A 20,788-nucleotide genomic window follows, 5' to 3' on the forward strand; every position below is an offset into this window, starting at 1 on the left:
AAGGGTGGAGACGAACGAGCCGTCTCCACCCTCTGAAATCTCGGGCGATCGTGCCCCGGGGCCTATCAGGCGACCTTGACCGGCACTTCCGTCGAGGTGCGCATGGCGTGGCTGTAGGGGCAGACGATGTGTGCGGCGGCAACCAGCTTTTCCGCTGTCTCGCGGTCGAGGCCTGGAATGTCTACGAGCAGCGAGACGTCGATGCCGAAGCCTGTGCCGTCGTCGCGCGGGCCGATGCCGACCGTCGCCGTGACCTTGGTCTCTTCCGGAACCTTGATCTTTTCCTTGCCCGCCACATTCTTCAATGCACCGAGGAAGCAGGCGGAATAACCGGCTGCGAAGAGCTGCTCGGGGTTCGTGCCGGTGGCGCCGTCGCCACCGAGTTCCTTGGGAACGGTCAGGACGACGTCGAGCACGCCGTTCTCGGACACGGCGCGACCTGCACGGCCGCCGGTGGCAGAAGCTTTGGTGGTGTAGAGAATAGCCATTGAGGTCTCCTGTCGTCGCTTTCGACGCGTTTCATGAAGAAGATCTGCTGTCTTCACGATTTTTATAACGCACAATTCGATTGCTCGCAACTTAATTTTGCAAATTGCTTTTTCGTGACGAAACATGTAGGTTTGCAGGCATGGAAAAGACGAAGACAGCGGAGAACCGAAACGCAGCGCAGACGGCGCCGGTCGGCATTCCCTTGCCTTTGAACGACCAGCTCTGCTTTGCGGTCTATTCGCTCTCCCACGCGTTCAATCGGACCTACAAGCCGCTGCTCGACCGCTTCGGTCTGACATACCCGCAGTACCTCGTTCTTCTTGCATTGTGGCAGCACAGGGTGATGACGGTGAAGCAGATCGGTGAGCAGCTGGGGCTGGATTCCGGCACGCTCTCCCCTCTCCTCAAGCGTCTGGATGCTGCCGGTCTCGTCAGTCGTACGCGCGACCGCAAGGACGAACGGCAGGTCAATATTGCGCTGACCGAAAGAGGCGAGGCTTTGCAGATGGAGGCCGGCCATGTGCAGACGGCGATCGGCGACGCAATCGGCTGCAGCACGGACGAGGCGCGCGCGCTGCGGACGGTGCTGGAAGCGCTGACCGTGCGACTGTCCCGGCCGGACGGCATCACAGACGCCGGCTGATACGGTATCTCACCTTCTCTCCGACACGACGGCGCGTTGACGGCACCTGCAGGCCGTGATCTTTCTCGTTTCGGGGACGAAGCGAGGGGGTGACCGGGGAATGGCTCACGCGCAAGCAATGGAGGAGCATCAGGCGGGTCGTCGCGCGACCACGCAAAGCGAGCGTCGATATCCCTGGAACGTCGTTAGAGAGAGCCGGAAACCGACGCTCGGCATCACCTGGCACAAGGCAGGCCTGGCGGCCGCGATGCTCTCCATCCTCGTCGGCACCTGCATGGGCAGTCTCTGGCTTCTGAAGGTTGGATTCGTCGCTGACGCCCTACCGATCCTCTTCCGCATGCAGTTCAATACCGCCGTCAGCTTCGTCCTGAGCGGCTGCGCGATGATCGCCCTCCTCACGGGCGCGAGCCGGTCTGCGACAGCCCTCTCGCTCACCGTCATCTTTATCGGCCTCGCATTCCTGCTGGAGCCTATCCTCCATGCCGGGCATCCGCTCGACAGGTTGCTGCTCGACCCTTTCCGCCAGACCGCGCCCTATCCCGGGCATCTGGCGAGCGGCACAGCCCTGTCCTTCGTGCTGATCGGTGTCTGCATGCTTGTGAGCGCCGTGACGGGAAAGCCGACGCTGCTGCGCATCGTTCTCGCGGCAACGGTCTTGATGACCGCCGCCGCCACGCTGCTCGGCTACGGCCTGCAAGTGATCACCGAAAGCAACTGGCCGCGTTACGGCCATATGTCGCCGCATACGGCGCTCTGCTTCGCGGCCCTTGCCCTTCCACTCGTCTTTCTGCGCGTGGAAGAACGCGATTACCACGCCTCGACCATTGCCGCCATGCTCGGTGCGGCGAGCTATCTGCTGCTGCTGGGCCTGACGCTGCTCGACCTTCAGGACGCCTTCGAGGGAACCGGTCCCACCGTCAGCATCGATCCCGATGGCAAGACGGCCTCGCAGCCGATCCTTGCCGGCCTGCTCGTCGTCTCCGGCATCGTCTATGCCTTCCTCATCGTCTACGCGTTTCGCAATGCCCAGCGATACCGCAGCATGGCTCTGCAACTGCGCGAAAGTCAGGAGCGCATGAGCGCCCTCATCGACACCGCAGCGGACGGGATCATCACGATCGACGCTCGCGGCACGATCCTCTCGGCAAATCATGCGATGGAAACGATCTTCCGTTATCGTAGCGAGGATATGCTGGGACGCGACATCCGCACCCTGATCCCGGAGCTTATGCCGCAAGCAGACAAAGACGATCCCGAGGCGCAGATCGCCTGCGCCCCTCGCGAGGTCGAGGGCATCCGTCGCACGGGCATCCGCTTTCCCCTCGACCTCTCGGTCGCACGGATCGAACTCGACAGCACCGTGCTCTACAGCGGCATCATCCGCGACATCTCCGAGCGGAAACAGCACGAGCAGGATATTCTGGAAGCCAACGCCGAGCTGGAGGAATTTGCCTATCGCACCTCGCACGACCTGCGCGCGCCCATAGCCTCGTCCATCGGCCTCACCGCCATCATGCGCGACATGATCGGCCTGCAAGCCCCCGGCACACAACTCGCCCCGGTCATCGAGCGGCTGGAGCGCGGTTTGCAGAAGCTGGACGGATTGATCGAGAACATCATCCAGCTGAAACGCAGCCGCCTCTTGGATGAATCCGTGACCTCCATACCTCTGGCCTCGGCAGTGAAGGAAACCGTCGAGCGACTGCGCTTCATGGACCCCGCAAGGCAGGTATCCTTCGTGGTCGATATTCCTGAAACGCTGATCATTCATACCAAACAGGAACGCCTTCGAATGATCCTCGACAATCTCATCTCGAACGCCATCAAATATGCAGATCCCCACGAAGAAACCAGCAAAGTGGCCGTGGATGCGGCGATCACTGACGACGGATGGCTGGAACTTCGCGTGTCGGACAACGGTCTCGGTCTCGAAGAGGGTGACGAGGCCGGCCTTTTCCAGATGTTCAAGCGCTTCCATCCCTATCGGTCGGACGGCAGCGGCCTCGGCCTATACATCGTGAAGAAGAGCGTCGAACATCTCGGAGGCACGGTGGCCTATATCAGGCTCGACAAGGGCAGCCGGTTCGTCATACGCTTGCCCGGGGGGAACGACGCATGGCCATCGGCTCACTCCTGATCATCGACGACGATGAGACGGATCTCTTCATCTGCGGCTACACGATCCAGCGCTTCGACCCCGACATCAAGGTCGTGCAGGCGCTGAACGGTCGCGAGGGTCTGGAAGTGCTGCGACAGGAACGGCCGGATGCCATCATTCTCGACATCAACATGCCGGTGATGAACGGCTTCGAATTTCTCGAAACCTACGCCCGCGACTTTGCCCGACCAGTCGATCGCCCCGTCCCGCTGGTCGTCATGCTGACGAGCTCGCACCTCGGCAGCGACAGGAAAAAGGCGCTGCAATACGACTTCGTGAAGAGCTATTTCGAAAAGCCGCTGACGTCGGATAATCTGAAGGCCCTCGCCGACATCATCGACACGGCCCGTCACTGACCGATAGCAAAAAGCCGGCGGAAACCGCCGGCCATGCTTCTCATCCATCTTCCGTCATGTATCAGACGACCAGGATCGGAGACTTCGTGCGCACGCGATCGTAGAGGTCGATGACGTCCTGATTGATCAGGCGAACGCAGCCGGACGAAACGGCCTTGCCGATCGACTGCCATTCCGGCGAGCCGTGCAGGCGGTACAACGTATCCTGTCCGTCCTTGAAGATGTACATGGCGCGCGCGCCGAGCGGGTTTGACAGTCCGGGTTCCATACCGCCATTCTCGATGGAATAGGCAGCAAGATGGGGCTGGCGTGCCACCATCTCGTTCGGCGGCTTCCAGCGCGGCCATTTCTGTTTCCACTGGATGACGCCCCGGCCTGACCAGGCAAAGCCTTCGCGGCCGATGCCGACGCCGTAGCGCATGGCCCGGCCACCCGGCTCGGTCAGATAGAGAAACCGGTCCTGTGTGTCCACGATGATCGTGCCCGGCGCTTCGCCGAAGGGATCCGCCACTTCCTGTCGGTAGAAGCGCGGATCGATCTCCTGATACGGCACGGCGGGAATGGCGTAGCCGCCATCGACGACCGGGCCGTAGATGCTGGCGGCATAGGCCGAGCGCGGCGGAAGGCCGGTCATATAGGCGGCGTTCTGAGGCTGACCGAAAGGCGGGTAGCTGCCGTTTGGCGGCGCAAAGCGGTTGTCGAACTCCGGGTTGCGGAAATAGGGCCGGGTCTCGGCATTGAAGCTGGCTGTATTGGACGTGCTGTTGCAGGCCGACAGGGCAGCCGTTGCAGCAGCCACGCCCGTCAGGTTCAGAAACTGACGGCGAGACAGAGGAGACGTCGGAGGCTTGAGCGGGCTCATAAGGGGCGGACTTCCGGTTGACGCGACGATCATGTTCCGTTGTGCCGATCGCGCCGGGTCCAATAGCAGGACCGACCCGAGCATTCGGCTTCAACGAGCACAACAGCCAAGCTAGTGCACGGCAAACGGAGGAAAAGCAGGTTTCAGCGGGTTTTTGACGACCGTTGCAACTTTGCATCCATCCGCCGCCGGCGGTTGTCACCCTTTATGGCAGAGAGGCGCTGGCGCGAGGCTTGCCACCCGGCGGACGTTCCGGCGCAAGGCCGACCTCGTCGCGCGATCAGGCGATCAATGCTTCGAGCGCCCTGCCCCTCGCCATCCGCGAGACGAACGCGGCTGGCGGCAACGGACGGCTGACCCAATAGCCCTGGATCTCGTTGCAGCCGGCCTCCCGCAGAAAATCGAGCTGCTCCTGCGTCTCCACCCCCTCGGCGATCACGTCGAGCTTCAGCTTCTGCGCCAGCGAGATGATCGCTGCCGTAATCGCCATATCGTCTTCGTCATCGGGAATATCCTTGACGAAGGACCGATCGATCTTCAGGCGGTTGACGGGAAAGCGCTTGAGCGCGCTCAGGCTGGAATAGCCGGTGCCGAAATCATCGATGGCGAGCCGCACGCCGAGCGTTTCCAACTCGTGCATGGTGGCGATCGCCTGCGGCACATCCTGCATGATCAGGCTTTCCGTCAGTTCGAGTTCCAGGAACTGCGGATCGAGCCCGGTCTCGTCGAGCGTCCGGGCAACGCGGGAGACCCAGGTCTTGTCCGCGAACTGGCGGGCGGACACGTTGACGCTGACGATCAGGCTCGGCAAGCCGGCATCCTGCCACGCCCGGTTCTGGCGACAGGCAGCCTCCAGCACCCATTCGCCGATCTCCACGATCAACCCCGTCTCTTCCGCGAGCGGCACGAAATCGGCGGGCGAGATGAGACCGTGCTGGGGATGATCCCAGCGCAACAGGGCTTCCGCCGCGAAGATGCAGCCCGAGGCAAGATCGAGCTGCGGCTGGTAATGCAGCACAAATTCCTTCTGTTCCAGCGCCTGTCGCAGGGCTTCGACCCGCAGCAGCTTGGCATGCGCAGCATCCGCCATTTCGGACGAGAAGAGCTTGAGGTTGTTCCGGCCGAGCGCCTTGGCGCGGTACATGGCGGCATCCGCATTGGCCAGCAACTCGCCCGTGCTTTCCCCTTGCTCCGGATAGCACACGACGCCCATGCTGCAGGTGACCTGCAAAGTCTGCCCGGCGAGCGTCATCGGGCGGGCAACCGCACTGCGAATGCCCTCGAAGCGCGCAAGCACGACCTCCCGGTCGGCCTGGAGTCCGCTGAGGAGAATGATGAACTCGTCACCGCCGACACGGATGATCATATCGCCCTTGCGCACGCAGAGGCTCATGCGCTGCGCGACATTGCGCAGCAGTTCGTCGCCGGCATTGTGGCCGAGGCTGTCATTGACCAGCTTGAAATTGTCGAGATCGAGAAAGGCGAGCGCAACCCATTCTCCCTTTTCCCGCGCATCCGCCATGGCGTTTTCCATATGCCCGTCGAGCATGATGCGGTTCGGCAAGCCGGTCAGGGCATCGTGATGGGCCATGAAATGGATGCGTTCGGCCGCCTCGCGACGCTCGATGGCGATACCGGCAAGACGCGCCGCCATGGCGATCAGGTCGCGGACAGGATCCGCCGGCAGGCCGACCGTCTTCGAATAAAGCGCGAAGGTCCCGAGCGCCTTGCCGTGGAACGACAGAAGCGGAGACGCCCAGCAGGCGCGGTACCCGAAGGGTTTGACGAAATCGACGTAGGGCGCCCATAGCGGATCGTTCAGGATATCCCCGACGAAAACGGACTCGCCGCGAAACGCGGCCGTGCCGCAGGAGCCGTTTTTCGGCCCGATCGGAAAGCCTTCAAGCGCGGCCGCATAGAGTGGATCGAGACCGGGCGCCACGCCCTTCAAAAGCCGCTGCCCGTCCTCCGTCAGCATGTAGACGGCGCCTTGCACGCCGGGCACATGCGCCTCGATCATCAGGATCAGCTCGCGAAAGAGATCCGGCAGCGGCGTGTCCTTGGCGATCATCTCCAGAACGCGCGTCTGCCCGATCATGAGCTGCTCGGCGCGCTTGCGATCGGTGATGTCGCGCGACACGCCGACAGTGCCGATCGTCCGGCCAAGCTTGTCGCGCAGCGGTACTTTGGACGTCATCAGCCAACGCTCGGTGCCCTGATCGACGGCCGCACGCTCTTCCAAGCCGATAATCGGCTCGCCGCTCACAATGACCTGCCGCTCGCCCTCTGTGATCCGGGTGGCGATCGCCTCGTCGTGCAGATCGAAGTCGGTCAGTCCCACGATCTGGTGCATCTCGGCAAAGCCGTTGTCCCGCACCGTCGCCTCGTTGGCGATGAGAAAGCGGCCCTCCAGATCCTTGGCGTAGATGTAATCCGGAATATGATTGACCATCGTTTCCAGCCAGTAGTGGCGTTCGGCGATGTCCGTGCGCGGGCCGTAGAGACGGGAAGCTTCGCTGGCGAGACGGCGGGTCGCCTCAATCAAACGTTGCGTATCGTCGTCGTCCGAAGGACTTCCGGAGATCGTGCTGCGTCCGCGAAGGGTCGTTTTGCTCAAGGCCGTCTCCCGCCAGTCATTGGCGCGCGCTGTATGGTATAAACTGCTAACGGAAAGAAGTTATTCTTCTCTGAAGATGACCGATCGTCCGACCCTTTCACCGGAAGAAACATGACGACCCGCCGCACTCTTCTTTTTGCCCTTGCGAGCCTGCCGGCAACCGTCGGCAGCACGCAGACGAGCGCGTCTTCCCTGCCGGACGGCTTTCGCGGCGCGCTCGATGCTACCGACTTCGGCGTCCGGCCCGGCAAGCGTTCGGACCAGTCCGGTTCGTTCCGGGCACTCCTCGCCGAAGCCGCTAAACGCCGCCTGCCGGTCTTTCTGCCGCCCGGCGATTACAGGCTCTCCGGGATCGTCCTGCCCGACGGCCTGACGCTTGCCGGCACGCCGGGTGCCACGCGGCTGATCGCAGCCGACGCCAGCCCTCTCCTGACAGCGGAAAACCTCGCCCGCCTCACCCTCACCGGTCTGACGCTCGATGGCGATGGACGAACAGGGGACGTGGGGCGCGGTCTCCTCGATCTCGACGGCATCGAGCAGCTGACGATCGACAATTGTGCCATCACTGGTCGCACGGGAGGTCACGGCCTGAACCTCGGACGTTGCGGCGGCCGCATCCGCGACAACGATATTTCGGGCGCCCAAGGCGTCGGCATCTTCGCTGTCGACAGCCGCGGCCTCTCGATCACGGGCAACACCGTCTCCGACTGCGGCAATGGCGGCATCCTCGTCCACAGGTCGCAAGCCGGCGCCGATGGAACGCTCGTCTCGGGAAATCGCATTTCCCGTATCGCCTCGCTCGATGGCGGAACCGGGCAGAACGGCAATGGCATCAACATCTTCCGGGCGGGCGACGTTGTCGTCTCCGGCAACCACGTGTCCGATTGCGCCCTCTCCGCCATTCGCGCCAACGCCGCAAACAACGTGCTGATCTCGACCAACCAGTGCCTGCGGTCCGGCGAAACCGCGATCTATTCCGAATTCGGCTTCCAGGGCGCCGTCGTTACCGGCAACGTCATCGACACCGCCGCCAACGGCATTTCCATCGTCAATTTCGATGCCGGTGGCCGTTTGGCGACTGTCGGGCAGAACGTCATTCGCAATATCACCGGCATCGGTCCCTATGTCTCCGACGGCGCCGGCTTCGGCTTCGGCATTTCGGCGGAGGCCGACACGGTGGTGATAGGCAATGTGATCGAGCAGGTGGCCCGCTGGGCGCTGGTGCTTGGCTGGGGACCGTATCTGCGCAACGTCTCCGTGACCGGCAACATCATCCGCGTCGCGCAGCTCGGATGCGCCGTGTCCGTTGCGGACGGCGCGGGCACGGCGCTCATCACGAACAATCTTTTCGAGAACGTGGAGAACGCCGTTCTCGGCTATCGCTGGACCGAAAGGGCAACGGCGGACCTTGTGGACGGTGCGACGGACGCGTTTCCACATCTGACGGTGACGGGAAACCGCCGCGTGTGACGCGCAACCCATCAGCAACATTCATGCCTTGCATCAGCGTACCGGTCTTCCATCGCCCAGCCGGGACGCTAGGCTTGCGCACAGCATCAAGAGCTGGAGATCATCATGCTGACCATTTACGGGGTCTATCGCTCGCGGGCATCGCGCAACTACTGGATGGCTGGCGAACTGGGCATACCCTTCCGCGCCGTTCCGGTCATTCAGGCGCGCCGGCTGGTCGATCCAACGGCCGAGACCGCACCGCTCAACACGGCGTCGCCGGCCTATCTCGCCATCAATCCCCGAGGCACGATCCCCGCCATCGAGGATAACGGTCTGGTGCTGTCGGAATCGCTCGCCAACAACCTCTACCTCGCGCGTACGCATGGCGGGCCGCTCGCCGGCGCCAGTATCGCCGAGGACGCGCAGATCCTCGACTGGACGCTGTGGGCGGCAACGGAAATCGAACCGCACGCGGTCAAGATCGTACTCGCCTATGACGCAGAGCCGAACGGCCCGGCGCGTGGCCGGGCCATCGTGGAAGCAGCCGTGCAGGTACTGGAGCCACGCTTCGGCGCGCTCGAAGCGCGCCTCTCTCAGCACGCCTACGTCGTCGGCGACCGCTTTACGGTGGCGGACCTGAACCTCGCGGAAGTGTTTCGCTACGCCCAGAGCCAGACGGCTCTCTTCGATAGACACCCCGGCATCAAGGCGTGGATCGAGCGCTGCCAGTCACGCCCGGCCTTCCGCGAGATGATGGCGGTCCGCGAAGCCGAGCCGGCCTGACGCGCCGCAGCCGCAACAGGCTCACGCCGGGATCGGGACCGTCGCGAAGGCGTCGCATCCCGGCACATCCTCCAGTCGCTCATAGACCGGGATGCCGCGCTCACGCGCGATCCGCACATCGTTGTCTGCCCCTTTCGAGGCGCCGGGTAGCCGAAGCACGGCATCGCAGAGCGCGAGCAGCCGTCCGGCGACCGGATGGAAGATCTCCTCATAGAGTTCATCTCCGACCGCCTTGCCGCCCGCCGCATGCCAGATCGGCAGCGCCACCCATTCCCCGATCATCGGCACATGCCCTGCCCGAAAAAGCGCGTGCGATGGCGCCTCCAGTACCTTCAGATTGGCCGCCATCTTTGCAGGATCGTCGTTCGTACCGGAACGATAAGGACCGGCAATCAAAATCAACATGGGATATTCCTTCGCGTTTTTGCAGGTATTTTCTTGATAATTCCAATATAAAACTGCATAATCTTGAAGAGTCAAGAAGGAGATTCTGATGCTGACCAGCCATCGCCACGCCCTCATCCTGGATCGCCTGCGCCGCGACGGGCAGATCGTCGCGACTGCGCTTGCCGGCGAACTCGGACTGTCGGAGGACACGATCCGGCGCGATCTGCGGGAATTGGCGGGGAACGGCAAGCTGCAGCGCGTTCATGGCGGCGCCCTTCCCGTAGCGCCGCCTCTGCCCGATCTCCGCGCCCGAACGCAGATCGCCAAGGCGACCAAGCAGGCGCTGGCGCTGCGGGCTGTCGAGCGGATCGCCGCAGGCCAGTTCGTCTTCCTCGATGGCGGCACGACGAACGAGGCGCTGGCGCGGGCCCTGCCGCGTGATCTGCGCATCACCGTCGCCACCCACAGCCCGACGATTGCCGCAGCGCTTGCCGGCCACGATGCCGACGTGATCATGATCGGCGGGCGGCTCTACAAGCATTCGATGGTGGCCACCGGATCGGCCGCCCTTGCCGCCATCGAAACGATGCGCTTCGACCTGTTTTTCCTGGGCGCGACCGCCATTCACCCCACCCACGGCGCCACCACGGGCGATTTCGAGGAAGCCGCGATCAAGCGCGCCATCGCTCTCCAGTCCGCGGAAACCTTCATTCTCGCGGCGGGCGACAAGCTCGGCACGGTCTCGCCGCACCGCATCCTGCCCATTGCCGACCTAACCGGGCTTGTGGTTCCCATGGATATCGAGGACACGACACTCTCGCCTTATCGCGAGGCAGGGCTGGAGATCCTTCACCCCTGAGCCTCACGAGCCACAATCCCGCAACGCCGGAAAGGTCCCACCGATGCGATCCCTCTTCCTCTCATGGCAGGCCTGGGCCCTGCTTTCGGCGGTCTTTGCAGCCCTGACCGCCATCTTCGCCAAGATCGGCATAGAGAACGTCAATTCGGACTTCGCCACCTTCGTGCGCACCGTGGTCATTCTGGCCGCACTTGGGCTCCTGCTCGCGATAACCGGACACTGGCAGCCACCCGGCAGCGTCTCGCCGAAGAGCTGGCTGTTCCTCGTCCTGTCGGGACTTGCGACCGGAGCGTCCTGGCTCTGCTATTTCCGCGCGCTGAAGATCGGCGATGCAGCGCGCGTGGCGCCGGTCGACAAGATGAGCGTCGTTCTCGTCGCCCTCTTCGCCGTCCTGTTTCTCGGCGAAAAACTGTCGGCGCTGCACACGATCGGCATCGGCCTGATCGCCATCGGCGGCGTGCTTCTGGTTCTGTAAGCCGCTCGCCTTTGATCCTGACGCGAGATGCGCTAGCTCTTGCCGCAACCAAGCACAGGAGTTCCCATGCCGTTGCCGACAGAAATGACGTTCATCGACCTGCCTTCGCCCGGCGGGCCGGAGGCCATGGTGCTCGCGAAGGGCCCCCTCCCGGACCTCGAAGCCGGCCACCTGCTTGTGCGCGTGGAAGCTGCCGGCATCAACCGGCCCGATGTCATGCAGCGCAAGGGGCTCTATCCCGCCCCTCCCGGTGCAAGCCCGATCCTTGGACTGGAGGTCGCGGGTGAAATCGTCGCTATCGGTGAAGGCGCAGAGGGCTTTGCCGTCGGAGACCGCGTGACCGCGCTCGCCAATGGCGGCGGCTATGCCGAATATTGCAGCGTACCGGCAACGCAGGCGCTTCGCTGGCCAACGGGATACGACGCCGCTCGCGCTGCCGCCCTGCCGGAAACCTTCTTCACCGTCTGGGCGAACGTGTTCCAGATGGCCGATCTGGTCGAGGGAGAATCCATCCTCATCCATGGCGGATCGAGCGGCATCGGCACGACGGCGATCCAGCTGGCAGGCGCCTTCGGGGCACAGGTTTACGTCACCGCCGGCAGTGGCCCGAAATGCGAAGCCTGCCTGTCGCTGGGCGCCGTCAGGGCCATCAACTACAGAGACGAGGACTTCAAGGAGGTCATCCTTTCGGAGACCGGCGGTCGCGGCGTCGATGTCATTCTGGACATGATCGGCGCATCCTATTTCGAGCGCAACCTCGAATGCCTGGCCACCGACGGCCGGCTTTCCATCATCGCCTTCCTCGGCGGAGCAAAAGTGGAGAAGGCCAACATCGCGCCGATCCTCTCCAAACGCCTTCGCGTCATGGGCTCGGCGCTCCGCCCGCGAACGGCGGTGGAGAAGGAAGCGATCCGGGATGATCTCGAGGACAATGTCTGGCCGCTGCTCGACGAAGGCACCGTTGCTCCGGTCATGAGTGCCGTTCTGCCCTTTGCCAATGTTGCCGAGGCACACAGGCTAATGGAGGAGAGCGGTCACATCGGAAAGATCGTACTGACCCTCTGACGCGAAACTGCCGCTTCACGACGTGACAATGAAACGTCATTCTTCGTGATCACGGATACCCGACTTATCGGAAAGAAGGACTTGCGCTTCCGCGAAAATCACCTATCTTTTCTTCATGTTCAACGTAATGAAAGGAAGGTGGTCCAATGTCTAATGAGATTTCGGTACTCGTAACGGACACGGGAAGCATGGTTGCGGAAACGAGGCAGCCCTCGCTCTGAGCCTTCCTTCTACGGACTGAGCCAGCAGCCAGTCCGGGCCGTTTACGGGCCGTATTTCGTGGAAAGGGTCGCTAACGCGGCCCTTTTTCCGTTTTGGCGTTATGGCTAAATGACGCGTTTTTGATTTGCGGTTAGACAGCATGTCGCGACGACGCTTGAATATATTTCCTTCGGCATTTTCCGACAGGGAAGAACAAGCCGCCGCTCTTGCAAGACTGGACGGCAGTCCAGCCTGATCCGTCAGCTGATGTTGCACAGGCATGCGTCATCGACAGGCTCACACGCCGACCCGTCCAAAAGCCGGAATCTTGAGCGCAGGCCGCGCGACATCCACACCCGCGACGAGCCCCATGAAGTGCAGCTCGAACCCGCTGCGCACACCGACGGAGATCCCGAGAAGACCGTAGAGCGTCGCGTGAATGTCGCGACCGTCGGCATCGACCGAGAAGAGCCTGCCCTCCGGCAGGTAGTCGCGGCCAACCGCATCCGGTGGCAGCACGGCGCCGAGATCCGGCACCGTGCGCAGAACATGGGCGACGAAGGTGTTGGAGTTCGGACCCGGCCAGATGCGATAGGCACCGGGCGTGGCATAGGGATAGGACTGGATCGCGGCCTCGACCTGCGGGATCAGCCGTGCCGCCTCAGCGCCGGTGATGGCGACGACGATGTTCGGGCGGTTGGAATACCAGGCGCCATCGGCCTCGCGCATATTGCGCCGGATAGGCGTACCCCAGCCGACCTTGTCATAGCGATTGTAGACGCGGTCTCCGGCTTCCTTCGTCACGATCCAGGCATGGCTCGCGACCGCGCCCTTCAGTCCGCCCGTGGCCGCCGAGAGGACATAGATCGCAGCCTCTCCGTCCGCTGTCGCCTTGGGCAGGACGCCGGACGAGGACCAGTCGGCATTGCGCCAGCTTTCCGGACGCTCCTTGACGTACCAGAGACCGGCGGATGCCAGCGCCGGCAGGAGATAGACGACGAGGATGGCAAGCAGAAGGATGCGGATCAGATTCATGCAATGTCCGGGTTTGACGCGGAAGCGCGATCGGTTATGGCAGGGAAGGACAAGCGGCGGCCTCTTGCACAGAGATCGTCGTGCCGGAAACGGATAACAAGATCCGCACCGAAATGTGATGGATAACAGCGACGACGAGAGGCTTGCGAGATGACGAACCCGGTACTGGTCGAGGTGACGCGCGGTGCGCTGGTGGAAAGCCGGCATCGTGGCATGGTGATCGCGGTCGATGGCGACGGCCGCACGGTCTTCTCCCTCGGTGACGTCGATGCCGCCATCTTCCCACGTTCCGCTTGCAAGGCGATGCAGGCTCTGCCCCTGATCGAAACGGGCGCTGCCGATGCCTATGGCATGGACCAGCGGATGCTGGCGCTCGCCTGCTCCTCCCACAGCGGCGAGCCGGAACACGCCGCTCTTGCGGCCGACATGCTGGCGCTGGCTGGACGTGACGCCAACACGCTCGAATGTGGCGCGCACTGGTCCTTTCAACAGCCGATCCTGATCGATCAGGTGCGGGCGATGGACAAGCCGAACGCGCTGTACAACAACTGCTCCGGCAAGCATTCCGGCTTCATCTGCGCCGCCTGCCACGCCGGTGTCGAGCCTGAAGGCTATATCGGCTACGACCACTTCATCCAGCGCGAGATCCGCGACGCGATGGAGAGCCTGACGGGCGCAGCCCTCGGCCACGACAATTGCGGCATCGACGGCTGTGCCATCCCGACCTATGCCGTGCCGCTGAAAGGCCTCGCCCACGGCTTTGCAAAGATGGCGACCGGAACGGGCCTTGGGCTCGAGCGCGCCAAAGCCGCACGCCGCCTGATCGACGCCTGCATGGCCGAGCCTTTCTATGTCGCGGGCACGAAGCGAGCCTGCACACGTCTCATGCAGATCGCACCGGGCCGCATCTTCGCAAAGACCGGCGCGGAAGGCGTCTTCTGCGCAACCATTCCCGAGCAGGGCATCGCCATCGCGCTAAAATGCGAGGATGGCACCACCCGAGCCGCCGAAGCCATGATCGCCGCAACGCTCGCCCGATTCTTCCGCGATGAGCCCGAGATCGAGGCATCGCTTCTGGCCGAAGCGACGACCTCGATGCACAACTGGAACGGGATGCATGTCGGCGACGTCAGGGTGACCAAGGCCTTCGGCAGCGCCTGAGAACCGCGCTTCTGTCCGGTTGGAACGGGCTTCACAGCGTTGATTGCGGATAAACTGCCGACAACTCTTTTTTCTTGATTGACGGATCAATCAAAATTAAGCTCATCCCAACGACGGGAGACGTGGATGCCGAAGGTCGGAATGGAACCGGTGCGCCGAAAGGCTTTGGTCGATGCCGCCATCAGCGCCATCGGAGACCAGGGCACGCTTGCCGTGACCATGTCGGACATCGCCCGCCGTGCCGGCGTCTCTCCCGCGCTTGCCCATCATTACTTCGGCAGCAAGGACCAGCTGTTGACCGAAACCATGCGCTCGCTGCTACGCGACTTGCGGCGCGATACCGTCTCCGCACTCGCCGAAGCTGACGATCCCCGCGCACGCGTGTCGGCCGTTATCCGCGTCAGTTTCCATGCCGGGCAGTTCGCGCCCGAAACGGTTGCGGCCTGGCTCGCCTTCTACACCGAAGCGCAACGTTCCGAAGCCGTGCGCCGCCTGCTGGTGCTCTACGCCCGCCGCCTGCACTCCAACCTGACCGCAAGCCTCTCGCAGCTCTGCCCCAAGACCAAGGCGTCCCGCATTGCCGAGGCGACGGCCGCGCTGATCGACGGGCTTTACATCCGCCGGGCACTGGGCGCTGCACCTCTGACGACCGAGCGGTCGATCGCGCTGGCCGAAGACGCCGTCGATGCCGCCCTCGCCCGCCTCGCAACCCGCCCAGACGAAGGAGCCGCCGCGTGAGCCCCGCCGAGAGCAACAAGCCCAACATCCTGATCATCATGGTCGATCAGCTCAATGGAAAGCTTTTTCCGGATGGCCCGGCAGAGTGGCTGCACGCGCCGCATCTGAAAGCGCTGGCCGCGCGCTCGGCCCGCTTTGCCAACAATTACACCTCCTCGCCGCTCTGCGCGCCCGCCCGAGCCTCCTTCATGGCCGGGCAACTGCCGAGCCGCACAGGCGTCTACGATAACGCCGCGGAATACGCCTCTTCCATCCCCACCTTCGCCCATCATCTGCGCCGCGCCGGCTACTACACGGCGCTCTCCGGCAAGATGCATTTCGTGGGTCCTGACCAGTTGCACGGCTTCGAGGAGCGGCTGACGACGGATATCTACCCTGCCGATTTCGGCTGGACGCCGGACTACCGCAAGCCGGGCGAACGGATCGACTGGTGGTACCACAATCTCGGCTCGGTGACCGGCGCTGGCGTGGCCGAGATCACCAATCAGATGGAGTATGACGACGAGGTCGCTTTTCTCGCCGAGCAGAAGATCTATCAGCTCGCACGCGACATCGGCACCGCAGACCGCCGGCCCTGGTGCCTGACGGTCTCCTTCACCCATCCGCACGACCCTTATGTCGCCCGACGCCAGTTCTGGGATCTCTACGAGGACTGCGCGCATCTCCTGCCCGAAGTGGGCATGCTGGAAACGCAGGACCCGCACGCAGAGCGCCTGATCGCCGCCTGCGACTACGCCAGCTTCACCGTGACCGAAACAGACATCCGCCGTTCCCGGCAGGCCTATTTCGCCAACATTTCCTATATCGACGAGAAGGTCGGCCGGCTCGTGGACACGCTGAAGCGGACACGCCAACTGGACGACACGCTGATCCTGTTCTGCTCCGACCATGGCGACATGCTGGGCGAGCGCGGCCTCTGGTTCAAGATGAACTTCTTCGAGGGGTCCGCCCGGGTGCCGCTGATGATATCGGGTCCCGGCGTGACGCCCGGACTGCACGACGCTCCCGTTTCGAACCTCGACGTTACCCCCACGCTCTGCGACCTCGCAGGCATCTCCATGGACGAGATCATGCCGTGGACGGACGGAGAAAGCCTGCTGCCGGTCATCAACGGCGCCGAGCGCGTCTCGCCCGTGCTGATGGAGTATGCGGCAGAAGGATCGATCGCACCCCTCGTCGGCATTCGTGAAGGCAAGTGGAAATACGTCCATTGCGCTGAAGATCCCGACCAGCTGTTCGATCTCGATGCTGACCCGCTCGAACTGAACAATCTCGCTCTCTCACCACCGACCACCGCCATTGCCGCCACGCTGGAGGCATTCCGCCAGATGCGCGACGCGCGCTGGGACATGGCGGCCTTCGATGCGGCTGTGCGCGAGAGCCAAGCCCGGCGCTGGGTGGTCTACGAGGCGCTGCGCAACGGCGCCTACTATCCCTGGGACCACCAGCCGCTGCAGAAAGCCTCCGAACGCTACATGCGCAACCACATGAACCTCGATAATCTCGAAGAATCGAAGCGCTTTCCGCGAGGAGAGTGAGGTGGCGAGAGCGACAGGCTCGACAAAACATGAACAGTCCGGCCATTCACGCCCTGCAAGATAATAACGCCCTGAAGGACAAGACATCATGAGAGCCCAGCCGAAAGCCTCCCACTTCATTGATGGCGCCTATGTCGAGGACACCGCAGGCACGCCGTTCGACAGCATCTATCCTGCAACGGGTGAGGTCATCGCAAAGCTTCATGCCGCGACGCCCGAAATCGTGGAGCGGGCTGTGGCCGCGGCGAAGCGAGCGCAGCCGGAATGGGCGGCCATGAGCCCGACGGCGCGCGGACGGATCCTGAAAAAGGCTGCGGACATCATGCGGGCGCGCAACCTCGAACTGTCCGAACTGGAAACGCTCGATACCGGAAAGCCTATTCAGGAGACGATCGTCGCCGACCCCACATCCGGTGCCGACAGCTTCGAGTTCTTCGGCGGCGTGGCGGCGGCGGCGCTGAACGGCGAGCACATTCCGCTCGGGGCCGACTTCGCCTTTACCAAGCGCGTCCCCATCGGCGTCTGCGTCGGCATCGGCGCCTGGAACTATCCCCAGCAGATCGCCTGCTGGAAGGCAGCGCCGGCGCTCGTCTCGGGCAATGCGATGGTGTTCAAGCCGTCGGAAAACACACCGCTCGGCGCGCTCGCCATCGCGGAAATCCTCATCGAGGCAGGCCTCCCCAAGGGCCTGTTCAACGTCATCCAGGGCGACAGGGGCACCGGCCCCCTGCTCGTCGGCCACCCCTATGTCGGCAAGGTTTCGCTGACCGGCTCGGTGCCGACCGGACGCAAGGTCGCGGCCGCTGCCGCTGGCCAACTGAAACACGTCACCATGGAACTCGGCGGCAAGTCACCGCTGATCGTGTTCGAGGATGCCGATATCGACAGCGCCATCGGCGGCGCGATGCTCGGCAATTTTTACTCGACCGGCCAGGTCTGCTCCAACGGCACGCGCGTCTTCGTGCAGAAGAGCATCAAGGACCGCTTCCTTGCAGGCCTGAAAGCGCGCACGGAGAAGATCGTGATCGGCGATCCCATGGACGAGGCGACCCAGCTAGGGCCCATGGTCTCGCGGCCGCAGCGCGACAAGGTGCTGGCCTACATCGAGACCGGCAAGGCGGAAGGCGCGACACTCGTCACCGGTGGCGCTATCCCCAACGACGTACCGGCCGAGAGCACCTATATCCAGCCGACCGTCTTTGCCGATGTCACCGATACGATGACCATCGCCCGCGAGGAGATCTTCGGCCCGGTCATGTGCGTGCTCGATTTTGACGACGAGGACGAGGTCGTCGCCCGGGCAAATGCAACCGAATTCGGCCTCTCCGCCGGCGTCTTCACGAACGACATAGCGCGTGCCCACCGGGTGGTGGATCGGCTGGAGGCCGGCACGCTCTGGATCAACACCTATAATCTCTGCCCGGTCGAAATCCCCTTCGGCGGCTCCAAGCAATCCGGCTTCGGTCGCGAGAACTCCGTGGCGGCGCTCCAGCATTACACCGAGCTGAAGACGGTCTATGTCGCGATGGGGAAGGTCGAGGCGCCTTATTGATGGGCGTCGCGCTCCGCCTCCATGTCAATGACGAGATCGTCAAGATCGACCCGCAATGCCTTGGCGATACGCCTCAGCACATCGACCGATCCGGTTTTTTTCCCGGCCTCGATCTCCGAGAGATAGGGTTGCGAGATCCCGGCTTGCTCGGCGAGTTCGGTTGCGGTCATGCCGCGATAGGCGCGGAAACTGCGGATTCGACTGTCGGATTCCGTCAACTCCCTCACGAATTCCAGCGGCCATGTTTCCTCTCCCGCCGCGATTCGCCCGAGGATCGACTCCGCCCGCGCAACATCGATAAGATCCTCATAGTCCTCCTCGCTGAGAAGAACATAGCTTTTTCCCTCGATGACGAGCTTCTGGATATCGCCCATTTTTCCTTACTCCTTGTAGATGCCGCCCCTAGGTCCAGCATCGATGACCATGACGACCGTTCCTTGATCATCGATGATCACCCGGTCCTGACCGACGCGAATGCGGAAGAAGCGCTTGCCCTGCATCTTCCTGATATCAACCGGCAGATCGAGCGCATAGGCGTCGAGCTTGGCATAGATCGCTGCACGGCGCTTTGGCTGCATCCGGCTCAAGCTCCGTTGCGCTTCACGGCTGACGACAATTCGCTTCATACCATAAACATAGCAAAGAGCGATGGATGCTACAAGTTTCATCGCCTTTCGCAATAAGTCGTATACTCAACGTCGTCATTGGAGGTAAGCCCATGCAAAGCGCAGATTTCGTCATCATCGGCTCCGGCTCCGCCGGTTCCGCGCTCGCCTACCGCCTCTCTGAAGACGGCAAGAACACCGTGATCGTCATCGAGGCCGGCGGATCGGATATGGGGCCGTTCATCCAGATGCCGGCGGCGCTTGCCTGGCCCATGAGCATGAAGCGATACAATTGGGGGTATTACTCGGAACCCGAGCCGAACCTCAACAATCGCCGCATCAGCGCGCCGCGCGGCAAGGTGATCGGCGGCTCGTCCTCGATCAACGGGCTTGTCTATGTGCGCGGCCATTCCGAGGACTTCAATCGGTGGGAGGCGCTCGGCGCACGCGGATGGGCGTATGCCGACGTGCTGCCCTACTTCAAGCGCATGGAGCATTCCCATGGCGGCGAAGAGGGATGGCGGGGAACCGACGGCCCCCTCCACGTCCGCCGCGGGCCGGTCAAAAACCCGCTCTTCCATGCCTTCATCAAAGCCGGCAGCGAGGCCGGCTTCGAGATGACGGAAGACTATAACGGCTCCAAGCAGGAGGGCTTCGGCCTGATGGAGCAGACGATCCACAACGGACGCCGGTGGTCCGCCGCCAACGCCTACCTCCGCCCGGCCATGAAGCGGAACAACGTCTCCATCCTGCGCGGCTTCGCGCGCCGCATCGTCATCGAAAACGGTCGGGCGACCGGCGTGGAGATCGAGCGCGGCGGCGCGGTCGAGGTGGTCCGCGCGAAACGCGAGGTGATCGTTTCCGCCTCTTCGTTCAATTCGCCGAAGCTGCTGATGCTCTCCGGTATCGGGCCGGGCGCACACCTCCAGTCACTGGGCATCGAGGTCAAGGCCGACCGCCCCGGCGTCGGCGCCAACCTTCAGGACCATATGGAGTTCTATTTCCAGCAGGTCTCCACCAAGCCGGTCTCGCTCTATTCATGGCTGCCCTGGTTCTGGCAGGGCGTTGCCGGGGCGCAGTGGCTGATGACGCGAACAGGGCTCGGCAGCTCCAACCAGTTCGAGGCCTGCGCCTTCCTGCGATCCGCACCCGGGCTGAAGCAGCCCGATATCCAGTATCACTTCCTGCCCGTCGCCATCTCTTATGATGGCAAGGCGGCGGCCAAGAGCCACGGCTTTCAGGTGCATGTCGGCTACAACCTCTCGAAGTCGCGCGGGGCGGTGACCCTGCGCTCCTCCGATCCGAAGGCCGACCCCGTCATCCGCTTCAACTATATGAGCCATCCGGAGGACTGGGAGAAGTTTCGCCACTGCGTCCGTCTGACCCGCGAGATCTTCCGGCAGCCGGCTTTCGACACCTATCGCGGACCGGAGATCCAGCCGGGCGAGGCCGTCACCAGCGACGAGGATATCGACGTCTTCCTGCGCGAGCACCTGGAAAGCGCCTACCACCCCTGCGGCACCTGCCGCATGGGCGACGCGAACGATCCGATGGCGGTCGTGGATCCGGAAACGCGCGTGATCGGCGTCGAGGGCCTGCGCGTCGCCGACAGCTCCATCTTCCCGCACGTCACCTATGGCAACCTCAACGGCCCCTCCATCATGACCGGAGAAAAGGCGGCCGATCATATTCTCGGAAAGCAGCCCCTGCCGCGTTCCAACCAGGAGACATGGGTCAACCCAAGGGCGCAGACGAGCGATCGGTAGACCGCCGCGACGGCTTCTGAAAATCGCCAGTATCCGGGTGGTTTTT

General features: G+C 63.1%; 20 protein-coding genes. 13 read left to right on the plus strand and 7 right to left on the minus strand.

Translation table 11 applies throughout. The features are described from left to right. Positions 1-65: 65 nt before the first annotated feature. The gene (locus BSG19_RS04690) at positions 66-488 is read right to left on the minus strand and encodes an organic hydroperoxide resistance protein (RefSeq protein WP_092935108.1); all 423 of its coding nucleotides are present in this window, start codon (positions 486-488) and stop codon (positions 66-68) included. Positions 489-628: 140 nt separating this feature from the next. On the opposite strand from BSG19_RS04690, the gene BSG19_RS04695 reads away from it, so the two are divergent. The 3 genes from BSG19_RS04695 to BSG19_RS04705 all read left to right on the plus strand — a co-directional run bounded on the left by BSG19_RS04695 (position 629) and on the right by BSG19_RS04705 (position 3,646). Further along, positions 629-1,132, plus strand: coding sequence for a MarR family winged helix-turn-helix transcriptional regulator (locus BSG19_RS04695; RefSeq protein WP_092985237.1), 504 nt, complete (start codon positions 629-631; stop codon positions 1,130-1,132). A gap of 100 nt (positions 1,133-1,232) precedes the next feature. Further along, positions 1,233-3,269, plus strand: a complete 2,037-nt coding sequence (locus tag BSG19_RS04700) for a PAS domain-containing sensor histidine kinase (protein WP_092985239.1) — start codon at positions 1,233-1,235, stop codon at positions 3,267-3,269. Then, positions 3,248-3,646, plus strand: coding sequence for a response regulator (locus BSG19_RS04705; protein ID WP_092985241.1), 399 nt, complete (start codon positions 3,248-3,250; stop codon positions 3,644-3,646). The genes BSG19_RS04700 and BSG19_RS04705 overlap by 22 nt, the downstream gene beginning before the upstream one ends. Positions 3,647-3,707: 61 nt before the next feature. Here the strand turns inward: BSG19_RS04705 and BSG19_RS04710 are convergent, their stop codons facing one another. Further along, positions 3,708-4,508, minus strand: a complete 801-nt coding sequence (locus tag BSG19_RS04710; RefSeq protein WP_092985243.1) for a L,D-transpeptidase — start codon at positions 4,506-4,508, stop codon at positions 3,708-3,710. Positions 4,509-4,788: 280 nt separating this feature from the next. Next, positions 4,789-7,125 carry an EAL domain-containing protein gene (locus BSG19_RS04715; RefSeq protein ID WP_092985245.1) on the minus strand — a complete coding sequence of 779 codons (2,337 nt, stop codon included), beginning with the start codon at positions 7,123-7,125 and terminating at the stop codon, positions 4,789-4,791. A 111-nt stretch (positions 7,126-7,236) separates the two neighbouring features. Here BSG19_RS04715 and BSG19_RS04720 point away from each other — a divergent pair, with 111 nt between their 5' ends. Together BSG19_RS04720 and BSG19_RS04725 are read left to right on the plus strand one after the other, a co-directional pair. Beyond that, positions 7,237-8,595, plus strand: coding sequence for a TIGR03808 family TAT-translocated repetitive protein (locus BSG19_RS04720; protein ID WP_092985247.1), 1,359 nt, complete (start codon positions 7,237-7,239; stop codon positions 8,593-8,595). A 105-nt stretch (positions 8,596-8,700) separates the two neighbouring features. Next, the gene (locus tag BSG19_RS04725) at positions 8,701-9,360 is read left to right on the plus strand and encodes a glutathione S-transferase family protein (protein ID WP_092985249.1); all 660 of its coding nucleotides are present in this window, start codon (positions 8,701-8,703) and stop codon (positions 9,358-9,360) included. Positions 9,361-9,381: 21 nt separating this feature from the next. Here BSG19_RS04725 and BSG19_RS04730 read toward each other — a convergent pair whose 3' ends face one another. Next, the gene (locus BSG19_RS04730) at positions 9,382-9,765 is read right to left on the minus strand and encodes a DUF4406 domain-containing protein (protein WP_092985251.1); all 384 of its coding nucleotides are present in this window, start codon (positions 9,763-9,765) and stop codon (positions 9,382-9,384) included. Between the two features lie 88 nt (positions 9,766-9,853). Here BSG19_RS04730 and BSG19_RS04735 point away from each other — a divergent pair, with 88 nt between their 5' ends. From BSG19_RS04735 to BSG19_RS04745, 3 genes are all read left to right on the plus strand, one after another. Next, the gene (locus BSG19_RS04735) at positions 9,854-10,606 is read left to right on the plus strand and encodes a DeoR/GlpR family DNA-binding transcription regulator (RefSeq protein ID WP_092985253.1); all 753 of its coding nucleotides are present in this window, start codon (positions 9,854-9,856) and stop codon (positions 10,604-10,606) included. 43 nt (positions 10,607-10,649) lie between these two features. Continuing rightward, positions 10,650-11,081 carry an EamA family transporter gene (locus BSG19_RS04740; protein WP_092985255.1) on the plus strand — a complete coding sequence of 144 codons (432 nt, stop codon included), beginning with the start codon at positions 10,650-10,652 and terminating at the stop codon, positions 11,079-11,081. A gap of 66 nt (positions 11,082-11,147) precedes the next feature. Beyond that, positions 11,148-12,146, plus strand: coding sequence for an NAD(P)H-quinone oxidoreductase (locus BSG19_RS04745; RefSeq protein ID WP_092985257.1), 999 nt, complete (start codon positions 11,148-11,150; stop codon positions 12,144-12,146). 498 nt (positions 12,147-12,644) lie between these two features. Here BSG19_RS04745 and BSG19_RS04750 read toward each other — a convergent pair whose 3' ends face one another. Then, complete coding sequence (locus BSG19_RS04750; protein WP_092985259.1) at positions 12,645-13,382, minus strand: DUF3750 domain-containing protein; 738 nt, start codon at positions 13,380-13,382, stop codon at positions 12,645-12,647. Positions 13,383-13,532: 150 nt separating this feature from the next. On the opposite strand from BSG19_RS04750, the gene BSG19_RS04755 reads away from it, so the two are divergent. From BSG19_RS04755 to betB, 4 genes are all read left to right on the plus strand, one after another. Next, positions 13,533-14,543, plus strand: coding sequence for an asparaginase (locus tag BSG19_RS04755; RefSeq protein WP_092985261.1), 1,011 nt, complete (start codon positions 13,533-13,535; stop codon positions 14,541-14,543). Between the two features lie 126 nt (positions 14,544-14,669). Beyond that, complete coding sequence (betI, locus tag BSG19_RS04760; protein WP_092985263.1) at positions 14,670-15,281, plus strand: transcriptional regulator BetI; 612 nt, start codon at positions 14,670-14,672, stop codon at positions 15,279-15,281. Further along, positions 15,278-16,819, plus strand: coding sequence for a choline-sulfatase (gene betC / locus BSG19_RS04765; RefSeq protein ID WP_280142388.1), 1,542 nt, complete (start codon positions 15,278-15,280; stop codon positions 16,817-16,819). Before betI ends, betC begins: the two co-directional genes overlap by 4 nt. An 88-nt stretch (positions 16,820-16,907) precedes the next feature. Next, positions 16,908-18,371, plus strand: coding sequence for a betaine-aldehyde dehydrogenase (betB, locus tag BSG19_RS04770; protein ID WP_092985265.1), 1,464 nt, complete (start codon positions 16,908-16,910; stop codon positions 18,369-18,371). Here betB and BSG19_RS04775 read toward each other — a convergent pair. Continuing rightward, positions 18,365-18,745, minus strand: a complete 381-nt coding sequence (locus BSG19_RS04775) for a helix-turn-helix domain-containing protein (protein ID WP_092985267.1) — start codon at positions 18,743-18,745, stop codon at positions 18,365-18,367. The two genes, betB and BSG19_RS04775, sit on opposite strands and share 7 nt — an antisense overlap. 6 nt (positions 18,746-18,751) lie before the next feature. Next, entirely contained in the window at positions 18,752-18,949 is a 198-nt protein-coding gene (locus BSG19_RS04780; RefSeq protein ID WP_244529085.1) for a type II toxin-antitoxin system RelE family toxin, read from the minus strand. Between the two features lie 140 nt (positions 18,950-19,089). On the opposite strand from BSG19_RS04780, the gene betA reads away from it, so the two are divergent. Further along, complete coding sequence (gene betA / locus BSG19_RS04785) at positions 19,090-20,742, plus strand: choline dehydrogenase (RefSeq protein ID WP_092985269.1); 1,653 nt, start codon at positions 19,090-19,092, stop codon at positions 20,740-20,742. The last annotated feature ends 46 nt before the right edge of the window (positions 20,743-20,788 follow it).

Source organism: Rhizobium sp. NFR03, assembly GCF_900111275.1.
GTDB lineage: Bacteria > Pseudomonadota > Alphaproteobacteria > Rhizobiales > Rhizobiaceae > Ferranicluibacter.